This is a genomic window from Luteibacter sp. 9135 (assembly GCF_000745005.1).
GTDB lineage: Bacteria > Pseudomonadota > Gammaproteobacteria > Xanthomonadales > Rhodanobacteraceae > Luteibacter.
The window spans coordinates 331,417-345,058 of the sequence record NZ_JQNB01000001.1 but is presented as its reverse complement, the minus strand read 5'-3'; the positions used below and the strand labels follow the sequence as shown (position 1 = coordinate 345,058).

Genomic DNA, 13,642 nt, shown 5'->3' with positions numbered 1-13,642 from the left:
TCTTGCGCCAGAGGCGGTTCGGGGCGATGCGCCCCGAATGCGCCGTAACCTTTCCAGGGAGACATCGACGATGCGAATGGACAAACTCACCTCGCGCTTCCAGCAGGCGCTGGCCGATGCGCAGTCGCTGGCGGTGGGCCGCGACAACAACATGCTCGAGCCCGTCCACGTCATGGCCGCGCTGCTGGACCAGCAGGGCGGCTCCACCGGCCCGCTGCTGACGCAGGCCGGCGTGAACGTGCCGGCGTTCCGCCAGCGGGTCGGCGAGATACTGGACCGGCTGCCGCGCGTCAGCGGGCAGGAAGGCAACATCAACATAGGTAACGACCTCAACCGCCTTCTCAACCTCACCGACAAGCTGGCGCAGCAGCGGGGCGACCAGTTCATCGCCAGCGAGCTGTTCGTGCTGGCCACGCTGGAAGACCGCGGCGAGGTGGGCGGCGCGCTGAAGGCCGCGGGCGCCACGAAGGATCGCCTCGAAGCGGCGATCGAGAAGCTTCGCGGTGGCGAGAAGGTGCAGTCCGAGAACGCCGAGGAACAACGCCAGGCGCTCGAGAAGTACACCATCGACCTCACCGAGCGCGCCGAGGTGGGCAAGCTGGATCCGGTGATCGGTCGCGACGAGGAAATCCGTCGCACCATCCAGGTATTGCAGCGCCGGACCAAGAACAACCCCGTGCTGATCGGCGAGCCAGGCGTCGGCAAGACCGCCATCGTCGAAGGACTGGCGCAGCGCATCGTCAACGGTGAGGTGCCCGAGGGTCTGCGCGATAAGCGCGTGCTGTCGCTGGACATGGGTGCGCTGATCGCCGGGGCGAAATTCCGCGGTGAGTTCGAGGAGCGGCTCAAGGCCGTGCTCAACGACCTCTCCCGCCAGGAAGGCCGGGTCATCCTGTTCATCGACGAGCTGCACACCATGGTCGGTGCCGGCAAGGCCGACGGCGCGATGGATGCGGGCAACATGCTGAAGCCGGCGCTGGCGCGCGGCGAGCTGCATTGCATCGGTGCCACCACGCTGGACGAGTACCGCAAGTACGTCGAGAAGGATGCCGCGCTGGAGCGTCGCTTCCAGAAGGTCTACGTGGGCGAGCCCAGTGTCGAGGACACCATCGCGATCCTGCGCGGCCTGAAGGAACGCTACGCGGTGCACCACGGCGTCGAGATCACCGATCCGGCCATCGTCGCCGCCGCGACGCTCTCCGCGCGCTACATCCCCGACCGCCAGCTGCCCGACAAGGCCATCGACCTGATGGACGAGGCGGCCTCGCGCATCCGCATGGAGATCGACTCCAAGCCGGAGGAACTGGATCGCCTGGAGCGCCGGCTGATCCAGCTGAAGATCCAGCGCGAGATGCTGAAGAAGGAACACGACGACGAATCCCGGCAACGCCTGGCCCAGCTGGAAACCGACATCGAGGCACTGGATCGGGAGTTTTCCGACCTGAATGAGGTATGGAAATCCGAAAAGGCTATGCTGCAGGGCGCGACGAAGATCAAGGAGCAGATCGAGCAGGCCCGCCTCGAACTGGAATCCGCGCAGCGGCGCCAGGACTACGGCGCCATGAGCGAGATCCAGTACGGGCGCCTGCCCGCGCTGGAAGCCCAGCTGGCCGCCGCCCAGCAGGTGGAGAAGCACGACTTCACCCTGTTGCAGGACCGGGTCACGGCCGAGGAGATTGCCGAGGTGGTCGCGCGCTGGACGGGTATCCCGGTCAACAAGATGCTGGAGGGCGAGCGCGAGAAGCTGCTGCAGATGGAAAGCGCGCTGCATGAGCGCGTGGTCGGCCAGGACGAGGCGGTGCGCGCCGTCTCCGATGCCATTCGTCGCGCGCGCGCCGGGCTGTCCGATCCCAACCGTCCGTACGGCTCGTTCCTGTTCCTGGGCCCCACGGGTGTCGGCAAGACGGAGCTGTGCAAGGCGCTGGCGGATTTCCTGTTCGACACGCAGGACGCGATGATCCGCATCGACATGAGCGAGTTCATGGAGAAGCACTCGGTGAGCCGTCTGGTCGGTGCCCCGCCGGGGTACGTGGGCTACGAGGAAGGCGGCTACCTGACCGAGGCGGTCCGTCGCCGCCCGTACAGCGTGATCCTGCTGGACGAGGTGGAGAAGGCCCATCCGGACGCGTTCAACATCCTGTTGCAGGTGCTGGACGACGGCCGCCTCACGGACGGGCAGGGGCGCACGGTCGATTTCCGCAACACGGTGATCGTCATGACCTCCAACCTGGGTTCCCACCTGATCCAGGAGCACGCGGGCGACAGCGAGGCGGACTACATGCAGATGAAGGCCTCGGTGCTGGGCGTGGTGCAGGGCCACTTCCGGCCGGAGTTCATCAACCGGCTGGACGACCTGGTCGTGTTCCGCGCGCTGGACAAGGCGCAGATCCGCTCGATCGCCCGCATCCAGCTGGGTTACCTGGCGAAGCGGCTGGCCGATCGGCAACTGTCGCTGGATATCACCGACCGGGCGCTGGACCTGCTGGGCAGCGCGGGTTTCGATCCCGTGTACGGTGCCCGTCCGCTCAAGCGGGCCGTGCAGCAGCAACTGGAGAACCCGCTGGCGCAGCGCATCCTGCAGGGGGCGTTCGTCCCCGGGCAGACCATCCGGGTGGATTCGGACGGCAACCACCTCACTTTTGCGACAATGCCCGCCTGATTCCCGAGGTTCCACCCGATGCCCATCTACGAATTCCAGTGCAAGGCCTGCGGCCACCGCTTCGAGCGCCTGCAGAAGATGTCCGATGCCGATCCCACCGTGTGTCCCACCTGCGGCGAGCCGCAGGTGGGGCGCATGCTGAGCGCCCCGCAGTTCCGCCTGGCCGGCGGCGGCTGGTACGAGACCGACTTCAAGAAGGACGGCGACAAGAAGCGCAACCTCGTCGAGGGCTCGTCCGGTGCACCCGCCGCGGCGCCCGCGGCTGCGGCGCCCACGCCTGCCTCCACGCCGGCGCCGGCGCCGAGCCCGGCACCCGCCAAGTCGTCCGGCGACTGACCCGCCGCTGACCCGCCGCACGACGTCATCGTTTTCCTGCGATCCGTTCAAACATCGTTGCGTATGCGTCCGATAGTTTCTGCACACACACATCGGAGGTCAGGGGCATGAAACGCATTCTCGGGTTGGTCGCCATGGTTGCGCTGGGCGCGGGGCTGTTCGTGACGCCGCACGTGGCGCAGGCCCAGCGCGGCGGTGACACGGTCAACTGCTACAGCGACAGCGGCCGCCGCGCCTATTGCCAAGTGCCGTGGCGCGACGCACGCCTGGTCCGGCAGGACTCCCAGACCCCCTGCATCCGCGGTCGCAACTGGGACATGGATCGCGGTGGCCTGTGGGTCGACGATGGCTGCCGCGGCATCTTCCAGGAAGCGGGTGGCTGGGGCGGCGGCCGACCGGGCTGGGGCGACAACGGTGGTCGTCCTGGCTGGGGCAACGACCGCGATCGCGATCGCTATCCTCCCGGTTACGGCAGGCCCGATGGCGGTCGTCCCGGCTATGCCGGCAACAGCGGCCAGATCGTGTCCTGCGACAGCGAGGACAACAAACGCGTGCTGTGTCGCTGGCCGGTCGGACCCGGCGCCCGCCTGGTCGAACAGAACTCGGACGCCGCCTGTCGCGAGGGCTACAGCTACGGCTTCTCGCCCCAGGGCATCTGGGCCGATCACGGCTGCCGCGCGAAGTTCGATATCGGCCGCTGAGCGGCCCCTGCCGGCGCTTGGCAGACCCCGGTCGTGATACGATCCGGGGTCTTTTCCCACGAAGCTTCAAGCGCATGCGCAGCCATTTTTGCGGAGCCATCGACGAGTCCCTGGTCGGCCAGGAAGTCACCCTTTGCGGCTGGGTCAACACCCTCCGCCTGCAGAGCCACGTGGCCTTCGTCGACCTTCGCGACCACGAGGGCATCGCCCAGGTCGTGATCGAGCGCGAGAACGCCACGGCCTTCGCCGTGGCCGGCGAGCTGGGCAACGAATTCGTCATCCGGGTCACCGGCCAGCTCCGCCGCCGCCTGTCGTCCAACGACAAGCTGAAGACGGGCACGGTCGAGTTGCTCGCCGACACCGTGCAGATCCTCAACGAGGCCCGTGACCTGCCGTTCGCGCAGCACGAGACGCCGAACGAGGACATGCGGATGACCTACCGCTACCTCGACCTGCGCCGTCCCGAGATGCAGCAGATGATGCGCACGCGTACCGCGCTGGTGCGCGAGCTGCGCCGTTACCTGGATGCCGCCGGCTTCCAGGACATCGAAACCCCGATCCTGACCAAGGCCACGCCGGAAGGCGCGCGCGACTACCTGGTGCCCAGCCGCGTGCATCCGGGTCAGTTCTACGCGCTGCCGCAGTCGCCGCAGCTGTTCAAGCAGATCCTGATGATGGCGGGCTTCGACCGCTACTACCAGATCGCCCGCTGCTTCCGCGACGAAGACCTCCGCGCCGATCGCCAGCCGGAATTCACCCAGCTCGACCTGGAGTTCGCCTTCGTCGAGGAACAGGACGTCCAGGACTTCGTCGAGGACCTGATCCGCCACGTGTTCCGAGAAGTGCGCAAGGTGGAACTGGACGCCGCGTTCCCGCGCATGACCTACGCCGAGGCCATGCGCCGCTTCGGTTCGGACAAGCCCGACCTGCGCATTGCGCTGGAGCTGACCGACATCGCCGAGGCGGTGAAACACGTCGAGTTCAAGGTGTTCTCCGGGCCGGCCAACGATCCGGCCGGCCGCGTGGCCGCCCTGCGCGTGCCGGGCGCGGCGGGCCTCTCGCGCAAGGACATCGACGGCCTGACCGAATACGCCGCCCGCTACGGGGCAAAGGGCCTGGCCTGGCTCAAGGTCGACGATCTGGCCAAGGGTCGCGAGGGCATCAACTCGCCGGTGGCCAAGTTCCTCGACGACGATGCCCTGGCACAGGTGCTGGCGCTCACCGGCGCCGCCAATGGCGACATCGTGTTCTTCGGCGCTGGCGCCTGGAAGACGGTCACCGACTTCATGGGCGCGCTGCGCATCAAGCTCGGTCGCGACCGTGGCCTGGTCGAGGACACCTGGAAGCCGCTGTGGGTCACCGACTTCCCCATGTTCGAATACGACGACGAGGAAAAACGCTTCGTCGCCCTCCATCACCCGTTCACCGCGCCCAAGGTCGACGACATCGCCGACCTGCGCGAGCACGCGGTCACGGCGGTCAGCCGTGGCTACGACATGGTGCTCAACGGCAACGAGATCGGCGGCGGCTCCATCCGTATCCATCGCCCCGAGATGCAGAGTGCCGTGTTCGGCCTGCTGGGCATCGGCGCCGACGAGGCCGAAGCCAAGTTCGGCTTCCTGCTCAAGGCCCTGCGCATGGGTGCCCCGCCGCACGGTGGCCTGGCCTTCGGCATCGACCGCATCGCGGCGCTCATGGCGGGCACCGAGTCCATCCGTGACGTCATCGCCTTCCCCAAGACCACCAGCGCGCAAGACCTGATGACCGACGCCCCGTCGCCGGTGTCGGAGCCCCAGCTGAAGGAACTCCACGTCCGCGTCGCCGCGGAGGCGCCCAAACCCTGACTTCGGTCGGGCGCCCTGCCATGAGTGACTCGCCCATCGACGTGCTGTTGCTGCATGGCCTGTGGATGCGCGGTTTTGCCATGGCGATGCTCAGCCGCCGGCTGCGCGACGAAGGGTTCCGGGTCCATCCGTTCGAATACATGAGCGTGGTCGCGCCGCCGCAGCAGGCCATCGAACGCCTGCGGAAACGGATTCGCCACCTGGCGCCCGAGCCCGTGCATATCGTCGGGCACAGCCTGGGCGGCATCCTCGCCCTGCTGGCCTGCCGTGACGAAGCGCCGTCGCCCGCCCGCATCGTCTGCCTCGGCTCGCCGCTCAACGGCAGCGGCGCGGCGCGGGGCCTGACCCACCGCTGGGGTGGCGACATGCTGCTGGGCCAGGCCAAGGGCCTGCTCGAACATGGCCTGGATCGCTGGGACGGCGCGCGCGAGGTCGGCATGATCGCCGGCCGCATGCCGGTCGGCCTGGGCGCACTGGTAGGTGAGATCGGCGAGGAGCACGATGGCTCGGTGGGCGTGGAGGAAACCCGCCTGCCGGGCCTGTGCGATCACTGCGTCCTGGAAACCAGTCACACCGGCCTGCTGGTCTCGGCGGATGTGGCCCGGCAGGTCGCGACCTTCCTCCGTGAGGGACGCTTTGCCGCCCCCCTTAGCCCCCCGGCCTGATTGCAGCTAGAATCGCGCCTCGTCCGTCCGGTAAGTCCAGGAATCGAACATGGGTAGAGGCCCTTCCATCGAAGGTCGCAAGAACGCCGAAGACGCCAAGCGCGCCAAGGTGTTCACCAAGCTGATCCGCGAAATCACCATCGCCACCCGTGGCGGCGTGCCCGACCCCAACGGCAACCCGCGCCTGCGCGCCGCCGTGGACAAGGCGCTGGCCGCCAACATGACCCGCGACACCATCGAGCGCGCGATCAAGCGCGGTTCCGGTGCCGAGGGCGGCGCCGACATGCACGAGGTGCGCTACGAGGGCTACGGCCCCGCGGGCACCGCGCTCATCATCGACTGCGTGACCGACAACCAGACCCGCACCGTCGCCGACGTGCGCGCGGCGCTGAACAAGCTCGGCGGCAACATGGGCACTACCAATTCGGTGGCATTCCAGTTCACCCGCGTGGGCCAGGTGCGGGTGCACACCGGTGGCGACGCCGATGTCGAGGCGAAGCTGGAAGAAGCGGCCATCGAGAACAACGCCGAAGACATCGTCATCGAGAACGGTGTCGGCACGGTGCTGCTCGCCGCCGATCCCATCGCCGTGGAAGCCATGCGCAAGGCGCTGGCCGCCGCGGGTTTCGAGATCGACGGCTCCGACGTGGTCATGCGCCCGAACGGTCCCCTGGTCACCCCCACGGGCGAGGCGCTGGAGCACTTCGAGAAGCTGCTCGACCGGCTCAGCGCGCTCGACGACGTCGACGAGGTCTACCACAACGCTGTTCTCCCGACACAGGATGCGGACGAGGCGTGAGGCCTCCTGCTCCCTATCGTCTTGCTTACTAACCCGCTGTCATGACCCGCATCCTCGGTATCGATCCGGGTAGCCAGCGTACGGGCGTCGGTGTGCTCGATGTCGCCGACAACGGCACGCTGACGCACGTATGGCACGGTGCGCTCACCATCGGCGGGGAGGCCACCTTCCCGTTGCGGCTGAAGCGTATCTTCGACGAACTGGGTGTCATCATCGCCACGCACGCGCCGGCCGAGGCCGCCATCGAGAAAGTGTTCATGGCGCGCAATCCCGATTCGGCCCTCAAGCTGGGCCAGGCGCGCGGCGCCGCCATCTGCGCCGTGGTCAACCGGGGCATCGTGGTGCACGAATACGCGGCCACCGAGGTCAAGCAGGCCGTGGTCGGTACCGGCCGCGCCGACAAGACCCAGGTCCAGCACATGATCGGGATGATCCTCGGCATCAAGGGGCCGCTCCAGGCCGATGCCGCGGATGCGCTGGCGATCGCGATCGCCCACGCCCACACCCGGTCCAGTATCGAACGCGTGGGTATCCCGCGCACGGCATGGAGACGTCGCCGATGATCGGCCGCCTGCGGGGCATTCTTATCAGCAAGCAGCCACCCTCCCTCCTGATCGAGGTGGGCGGGGTCGGTTACGACGTCGATGCGCCGATGTCCACCATCTACGACCTTCCCGCCACGGGCAAGGAGGTCATCCTGCTCACCCATTACGCGGTGAAGGAAGATGGCGTGGCGCTGTACGGTTTCCTGCGTGAGACCGAGCGGGCCATGTTCCGCAACCTGCTGAAGGTGAGCGGCATCGGCGCGAAGATCGCGCTGGCCGTGCTGTCCGGTGTGTCCACCGAGGAACTATCCCGGCAGGTGCATGCGGGCGACGTGGTGGCGCTGACCAAGATCCCCGGCATCGGCAAGAAGACCGCCGAGCGCATGGTGGTCGAGTTGCGCGATCGCGTGGATGCGGTCGGTGTCCGGCTGCCGGCGGCACCGGGCACGGGCGATGCCATCCCGGTGGACCCGGTAAGCGAAGCCACCGTGGCGCTGCAACAACTAGGTTACAAGCCGGTGGAAGCATCGCGTCTGGTACAGAAGGCGGCCGCCGAAGGCGATACCGCCGAGGCCATTATCCGCAAGGCGCTCCGCGCCGCGCTGGGAAGCTGAGTCATGGGTCATCACAATCCCGCCGAAGAACTGCAGAACGCCCGCGGCAAGAAACTTGCCGCGCTGGCGCTCGGGGCCATCGGCATCGTTTTCGGCGACATCGGCACCAGCCCGCTGTACACCATGAAGGAAACCCTCGGCACGCACGGCATGACGCCGCAGCCTGCCGCGGTGCTCGGCGTGCTGTCGCTGATCTTCTGGTCGCTGCTGATGGTGATCTCGCTGAAGTACGTCACCTTCGTGATGCGTGCCGACAACAAGGGCGAGGGCGGCATCATGGCGCTCATGGCGCTGGCGCAGCGCAGCGTCAGCGGTTCGCCGCGCTCGCGCTGGGTGCTGGCCGCCATCGGCATCTTCGGCGCGTCGCTGTTCTACGGGGACGGCGTGATCACGCCGGCCATGTCCGTGCTATCCGCGGTGGAAGGCCTGGAAGTGGCGGCCCCCTCGCTGGATACCTACGTGGTGCCCATCTGCCTGGTCATCCTGGTGGCGCTGTTCGCCATCCAGCGGCACGGCACCGAAATCGTCGGCAAGGCCTTTGCCCCGGTCATGACCGTGTGGTTCCTCGTGCTGGCCTGGCTGGGCCTGCGTCAGCTGGTCATGCATCCGCAGGTGCTGTGGGCGTTAAACCCGTGGTACGCGGTGACCTTCTTTACCGAGCACGGCCGTTCCGCCTTCATCGCGCTGGGTGGCGTGGTGCTGGCGCTGACCGGCGGCGAAGCGCTCTACGCCGACATGGGTCACTTCGGCAAGAAGCCGATCCGCCTGGCCTGGTTCTTCTTCGTGCTGCCGGCGCTCCTCATCAACTACTTCGGCCAGGGCGCGCTGCTGCTGCACGACCAGACCGCGATCGAAAACCCGTTCTACAAGATGGTGCCCGAGAACCTGCTGTACCCGATGATCGCGCTGGCCACGGCGTCGGCGGTGATCGCCTCGCAGGCGGTGATCTCGGGCGCCTTCTCGATGACCCGCGAGGCGATGTCGCTGGGCTACTCGCCACGCATGGCCGTGGTGCACACCTCGCACGAGATGTCGGGGCAGATCTTCGTGCCCTGGGTGAACCGTCTGCTGATGGTGCTGGTGTTCCTCGCGGTCATCGGTTTCCGCTCGTCGAACAACCTCGGTGCGGCTTACGGCATCGCCGTGACCGGCACCATGACCATGACCACGCTGCTGGCGCTGGTCGTCGCTCGCCGCCGCTGGAACTGGCACTGGGCGGCCGTCATCACGGTCGGCGTCATCTTCCTGGTCATCGACCTGGCCTTCTTCGGCGCCAACGCGCTGAAGATCGCCCATGGCGGCTGGTTCCCGCTGGTGCTGGGTGTGGTGATCTTCACCGTCATGACCACGTGGCGGCGGGGCAGAGACCTCGTGGTGCGCGAGATCAAGCAGTCCGGCCTGGCGCTGGAGCCCTTCGTGGCGAACATCGCCGACCATCCGCCGCTGATCGTGCCGGGTACGGCGGTGTTCCTCACCGCCAACCAGAACTCGGTGCCGCACGCGATGCTGCACAACCTCAAGCACAACAAGGTGCTGCACGAGCGCAACGTGCTGCTGACGGTCGAGATGCTGGAAACGCCCGTGGCCGACTTCGACGAGCGCATGGAAGTGATCGAATACGGCGGCGGCTTCTTCGGCCTGCAGCTGCGCTACGGCTTCGCCGAGGATCCGAACATCCCGCTGTCGCTCTCGCGCGCGAGTGCACGCGGACTCGATTTCGACATGATGGATACGACGTTCTTCCTGTCCCGCGAAACCATCGTGGCGGATGCGCGCCGTCCCGGCATGGCCCTTTGGCGCGACAAGCTGTTCGCCTTCCTCGCCCGTAACGCGATGCCGGCCACGGCCTTCTTCCAGATTCCGGGCAACCGGCTGATCGAACTGGGCGCTCAGGTCGAGATATAAGCAGCGGTGGTCGCAGCATCGCCAAGCCGATGCTGCGGCCAGCCGAGCAATAGCATGTCGCCGTCGGTGTGCGGGTCGTGCCCGTTATCACGTCGGCGTCTTACGTCCACAACGTAGCGACCGATTCCTATCTCCAAAGTACTCCACGATTTCTAGTCTGAATTCGCCCGATGGAGGGCGATTCAGGAGTGTGGAATGCGAGCCAAACCGCTCATCGTTTTACTCACGTTGCTGATCGTGAGTTCCGAGGCATCGGCGTCTGTCAAATGGCTGAGTCGCGCCAATTGCATCGCCGGAACCATCAATGAGTCGATTACCTACGATCGACCCGCGTTACGTAGCCACTTCATGTACACCCAGGGTACCCACGTGGGTTTCGGTGCCGTGGCGGGTCATGTCGTGACGGCGGACTGGAACATGACGTGGCGCTCTTATGCCGGGGACCTCGCGGATGCGTCGCGCAACACTGTGCGCGGCGTCCACGTATTCGGGGATGACCTGCGATTCCTGCAGACTCAGTATTCCATTGCGACCGACTGCAATCTGACGGAGTGGTGAAATGAAGAAGCTTCTCTATGTTTCTTTCCTGTCGGCTTCCCTGTTCTCAGCATGTGCCTCGGCCTCGTCGACTCTGGTCGACGTTCCTGCGCAAAGCGGTAATTCGTCCGCAGTCTCGGATGATACGTCGGCCACAAGCGAGGGCGACCTGGACATTTCGCGCATCCCCATGTCCCCGGGGCTTCACGTGGTGCCGCTGAATGAATCGCCTTTCGTTGGCGCCCTTGCCGCGAAGATCGAGCAGGATATTGCCGAGCAGTCTTCCAGGGGCGTACACACGGCTGAGGATGTCCCGGATGTGCGCGCATCGCTTGCCCATGTCCGCAGCAGCGCCCTTGGCGGCAATGAGGAAGTCTTTACGACGTTGTCCCAGGTCAAGCCGCATCTTTACTATGAGCCGGCATCGATCTCCCAGACCTTGCTCGAGGGGCTTCCACTGGTGGATGTGTCCACGGCGGGCGGGAATAGGGATGGTCGCTGGACCGGCCTCAGTCGTTCATGGGAAGTGGCCGGGCTCGGACTGGTACAACTGGACGAGTCCGAATACGCAGACGGCGGCGGGTCTGTTACGGTCATCAAGGAGTGGCTCAACACCGATATCAACGGTCAACCAGGCACCATCCAGACCATGCGTGGGCCTGACGGCGCCACGCAGGTCTCGCTGGGCTGGGTCACCGACCACAAGGTCATGAGGTTGAACCTCCAGCCTGTCGACCCCGATGCACTGGCACCCAACCAGGAAGCCTTGCTTACCATGGCTCGTTCTATTCGATACTGACCCGCGCCTGGCCTGACAAAGCGGATCGGGCAGTCGGTTCGACCTGTCCGGTCCGCGAATCCTGCCATAATGTGAGGATGTCCGAGCACCGAATCATCTCCACCGCCGCCGCCATGGATGACGACGCGCTGGAAGCCAGCATCCGTCCCAAACGCCTGGCCGAATACCTCGGCCAGCAGACGGTGCGTGAGCAGATGTCGATCTACATCGAGGCCGCGCGGCGTAGGCAGGGCGCACTCGACCACGTGCTCATCTTCGGGCCGCCCGGTCTGGGCAAGACCACGCTGTCGCACGTGATCGCCAACGAGCTGGGCGTCAACGTCCGCTCCACCTCCGGGCCGGTGCTGGAACGCGCGGGCGACCTGGCCGCGTTGCTGACCAACCTGGAAAAGAACGACGTCCTGTTCGTGGACGAAATCCACCGCCTTTCCCCGGTGGTGGAGGAAGTGCTCTATCCGGCCATGGAAGACTTCCAAATCGACATCATGATCGGGGAGGGCCCGGCCGCCCGCTCGATCAAGCTCGACCTGCCGCCCTTTACCCTGATCGGCGCGACCACGCGTGCGGGCCTGCTCACCGGCCCGCTGCGCGACCGTTTCGGCATCATCCAGCGGCTGGAGTTCTACAGCGTGGACGAGCTGACCGCGATCGTCCGCCGCGCCGCGAAAATCTTCGGTATCGAGTGCGAGCTGGAGGGTGCGATCGAGATCGCCCGGCGATCCCGCGGCACGCCGCGCATCGCCAACCGGCTGCTGCGCCGGGTGCGTGATTTCGCCGAGGTGCGCGGCGATGGCATCATCACCCACGCCCTGGCCCGTGCCGCGACCGACATGCTCAGGGTGGACGCCGAGGGTTTCGACGATCTCGACCGCCGCCTCCTGAGCACCATCATCGAGAGTTTCGACGGTGGTCCCGTCGGGGTGGAATCCCTGGCCGCCGCCCTCAGCGAGGACCGCGGCACCCTCGAGGACGTGGTCGAGCCCTACCTGATCCAGCAGGGCTACCTGATCCGCACCGCCCGTGGCCGCATGGCCTCGGCGAAGGCCTGGCGCCACCTCGGCCTCAACCCGCCGCCGCGCCAGGGTGACGTCCCCGACCTGTTCGTAGACGACCCATGAGCGCCTTCAGCTTTCCCGTGCGCATCTACTGGGAAGACACGGACGCCGGCGGCGTGGTGTACCACGCCAACTATGTCCGTTTCATGGAGCGCGCCCGCACGGAATGGCTGCGCGCGCAGGGCATCGACCAGTTGGCCCTGCGCGAAACCACCTCGCTCGGCTTCGTCGTCCGCGAGATGCACCTCGATTTCCTGCGGCCGGCCCGTCTGGATGATGAACTCCAGGTCACGGTAGACGTCAAAGAGCGGCGTTCAGCCAGTATGCTGTTCGGTCAGGAGATCGTGTGCGGGGGCACGACGCTGTTGCGCGCCACGGTGCGCGTGGCGTGCGTCAACCTCGTCACCATGCGACCTGCCCAGATACCGGCCGGCTTGTTCCTCCAAGCCTTCCCCCTTACCTAAAGCCCCAGATACCCGGCGGAGAGCCTTCAAGCGATGAACGGTGGACTGAACATTTTCAAGCTGGTTGCGGAAGCAAGCCTGCCGGTGCAGCTGGTGATGCTGCTTCTCCTCGTCTTCTCGTTCCTGTCGTGGGTCATCATCATCCGCAAGTACAGCCAGCTGAAGACCGCCCACGACAACGCCGAGACCTTCGAGGATCGCTTCTGGTCCGGTGCCGACCTGGCGGCCCTGTTCCGTGAGGTGGGTAACCGCGAAGGCCAGAGCGGCATCGAGAACGTGTTCGAGGCCGGCTTCCGCGAGTTCGCCCGCCAGCGCCAGCGCCGGGCCGGCGATGCCGACCGCATCATGGAAAGCTCCGAGCGCGCCATGCGCGTGGCCGGCACTCGCGAGATCGGCAAGCTGGAACAGAACCTGGAATTCCTGGCCAACGTTGGCTCGATCAGCCCGTATATCGGCCTGTTCGGTACCGTCTGGGGCATCATGGGTGCCTTCCAGGGCCTGGGCGAGATGAAGGACGTCACCATTTCCGTGGTGGCTCCGCACATCTCCGAGGCCCTGATCGCCACGGCCATGGGCCTGTTCGCCGCCATCCCGGCCGTCTGGGCCTACAACCGCTTCGCCACCAAGGTGGAGCGCGTCGCGTCGCGTTACGAGGTGTTCCAGGAAGAGTTCTCCTCGGTGCTGCAGCGCCAGATCCACGCCGACGACGTCGCCTGAGC

At 66.3% G+C, this 13,642-nt stretch carries 14 protein-coding genes; all 14 read left to right on the top strand.

The annotated features are described in order from the left end of the window. The first annotated feature begins 70 nt into the window (after window positions 1–70). The gene (clpB, locus tag FA89_RS01605) at window positions 71–2,659 is read left to right on the top strand and encodes an ATP-dependent chaperone ClpB (protein ID WP_036137524.1); all 2,589 of its coding nucleotides are present in this window, start codon (window positions 71–73) and stop codon (window positions 2,657–2,659) included. An 18-nt stretch (window positions 2,660–2,677) separates the two neighbouring features. Then, window positions 2,678–2,995 (top strand): FmdB family zinc ribbon protein, encoded by a 318-nt coding sequence (locus tag FA89_RS01600; RefSeq protein ID WP_036137523.1) that lies wholly within the window; start codon window positions 2,678–2,680, stop codon window positions 2,993–2,995. Window positions 2,996–3,102: 107 nt separating this feature from the next. Beyond that, entirely contained in the window at window positions 3,103–3,696 is a 594-nt protein-coding gene (locus FA89_RS01595; RefSeq protein ID WP_051938450.1) for a DUF3011 domain-containing protein, read from the top strand. A gap of 74 nt (window positions 3,697–3,770) precedes the next feature. Then, on the top strand, window positions 3,771–5,540 hold the full coding sequence (gene aspS / locus FA89_RS01590) for an aspartate--tRNA ligase (protein WP_036137520.1): 1,770 nt from the start codon (window positions 3,771–3,773) through the stop codon (window positions 5,538–5,540). Between the two features lie 20 nt (window positions 5,541–5,560). Beyond that, on the top strand, window positions 5,561–6,205 hold the full coding sequence (locus FA89_RS01585) for an esterase/lipase family protein (RefSeq protein ID WP_036137519.1): 645 nt from the start codon (window positions 5,561–5,563) through the stop codon (window positions 6,203–6,205). A 49-nt stretch (window positions 6,206–6,254) separates the two neighbouring features. Then, a complete protein-coding gene (locus FA89_RS01580; RefSeq protein WP_036137518.1) occupies window positions 6,255–7,004 on the top strand; it encodes a YebC/PmpR family DNA-binding transcriptional regulator in 750 nt (249 codons plus the stop codon). A gap of 41 nt (window positions 7,005–7,045) precedes the next feature. Beyond that, window positions 7,046–7,567: a crossover junction endodeoxyribonuclease RuvC gene (ruvC, locus tag FA89_RS01575; RefSeq protein ID WP_036137516.1), complete on the top strand. Its 522-nt coding sequence runs from the start codon at window positions 7,046–7,048 to the stop codon at window positions 7,565–7,567. After that, window positions 7,564–8,163, top strand: a complete 600-nt coding sequence (ruvA, locus tag FA89_RS01570) for a Holliday junction branch migration protein RuvA (protein WP_036137514.1) — start codon at window positions 7,564–7,566, stop codon at window positions 8,161–8,163. The genes ruvC and ruvA overlap by 4 nt, the downstream gene beginning before the upstream one ends. A gap of 3 nt (window positions 8,164–8,166) precedes the next feature. Beyond that, a complete protein-coding gene (locus tag FA89_RS01565) occupies window positions 8,167–10,068 on the top strand; it encodes a potassium transporter Kup (protein WP_036137512.1) in 1,902 nt (633 codons plus the stop codon). 195 nt (window positions 10,069–10,263) lie between these two features. Beyond that, on the top strand, window positions 10,264–10,626 hold the full coding sequence (locus FA89_RS01560) for a hypothetical protein (RefSeq protein WP_036137510.1): 363 nt from the start codon (window positions 10,264–10,266) through the stop codon (window positions 10,624–10,626). A gap of 1 nt (window position 10,627) precedes the next feature. Further along, a complete protein-coding gene (locus FA89_RS01555; protein ID WP_036137506.1) occupies window positions 10,628–11,404 on the top strand; it encodes a hypothetical protein in 777 nt (258 codons plus the stop codon). A gap of 77 nt (window positions 11,405–11,481) precedes the next feature. Then, window positions 11,482–12,522, top strand: coding sequence for a Holliday junction branch migration DNA helicase RuvB (gene ruvB, locus FA89_RS01550; protein WP_036137503.1), 1,041 nt, complete (start codon window positions 11,482–11,484; stop codon window positions 12,520–12,522). Beyond that, entirely contained in the window at window positions 12,519–12,923 is a 405-nt protein-coding gene (gene ybgC, locus FA89_RS01545; RefSeq protein WP_036137501.1) for a tol-pal system-associated acyl-CoA thioesterase, read from the top strand. The genes ruvB and ybgC overlap by 4 nt, the downstream gene beginning before the upstream one ends. 33 nt (window positions 12,924–12,956) lie before the next feature. Then, window positions 12,957–13,640 carry a protein TolQ gene (tolQ, locus tag FA89_RS01540; protein ID WP_036137499.1) on the top strand — a complete coding sequence of 228 codons (684 nt, stop codon included), beginning with the start codon at window positions 12,957–12,959 and terminating at the stop codon, window positions 13,638–13,640. The last annotated feature ends 2 nt before the right edge of the window (window positions 13,641–13,642 follow it).

Coding starts and splice junctions, on each gene's coding strand:
- clpB (WP_036137524.1), top strand. CDS start 71: ATGCGAATGGACAAACTCACCTCGCGCTTCCAGCAGGCGCTGGCCGAT.
- FA89_RS01600 (WP_036137523.1), top strand. CDS start 2,678: ATGCCCATCTACGAATTCCAGTGCAAGGCCTGCGGCCACCGCTTCGAG.
- FA89_RS01595 (WP_051938450.1), top strand. CDS start 3,103: ATGAAACGCATTCTCGGGTTGGTCGCCATGGTTGCGCTGGGCGCGGGG.
- aspS (WP_036137520.1), top strand. CDS start 3,771: ATGCGCAGCCATTTTTGCGGAGCCATCGACGAGTCCCTGGTCGGCCAG.
- FA89_RS01585 (WP_036137519.1), top strand. CDS start 5,561: ATGAGTGACTCGCCCATCGACGTGCTGTTGCTGCATGGCCTGTGGATG.
- FA89_RS01580 (WP_036137518.1), top strand. CDS start 6,255: ATGGGTAGAGGCCCTTCCATCGAAGGTCGCAAGAACGCCGAAGACGCC.
- ruvC (WP_036137516.1), top strand. CDS start 7,046: ATGACCCGCATCCTCGGTATCGATCCGGGTAGCCAGCGTACGGGCGTC.
- ruvA (WP_036137514.1), top strand. CDS start 7,564: ATGATCGGCCGCCTGCGGGGCATTCTTATCAGCAAGCAGCCACCCTCC.
- FA89_RS01565 (WP_036137512.1), top strand. CDS start 8,167: ATGGGTCATCACAATCCCGCCGAAGAACTGCAGAACGCCCGCGGCAAG.
- FA89_RS01560 (WP_036137510.1), top strand. CDS start 10,264: ATGCGAGCCAAACCGCTCATCGTTTTACTCACGTTGCTGATCGTGAGT.
- FA89_RS01555 (WP_036137506.1), top strand. CDS start 10,628: ATGAAGAAGCTTCTCTATGTTTCTTTCCTGTCGGCTTCCCTGTTCTCA.
- ruvB (WP_036137503.1), top strand. CDS start 11,482: ATGTCCGAGCACCGAATCATCTCCACCGCCGCCGCCATGGATGACGAC.
- ybgC (WP_036137501.1), top strand. CDS start 12,519: ATGAGCGCCTTCAGCTTTCCCGTGCGCATCTACTGGGAAGACACGGAC.
- tolQ (WP_036137499.1), top strand. CDS start 12,957: ATGAACGGTGGACTGAACATTTTCAAGCTGGTTGCGGAAGCAAGCCTG.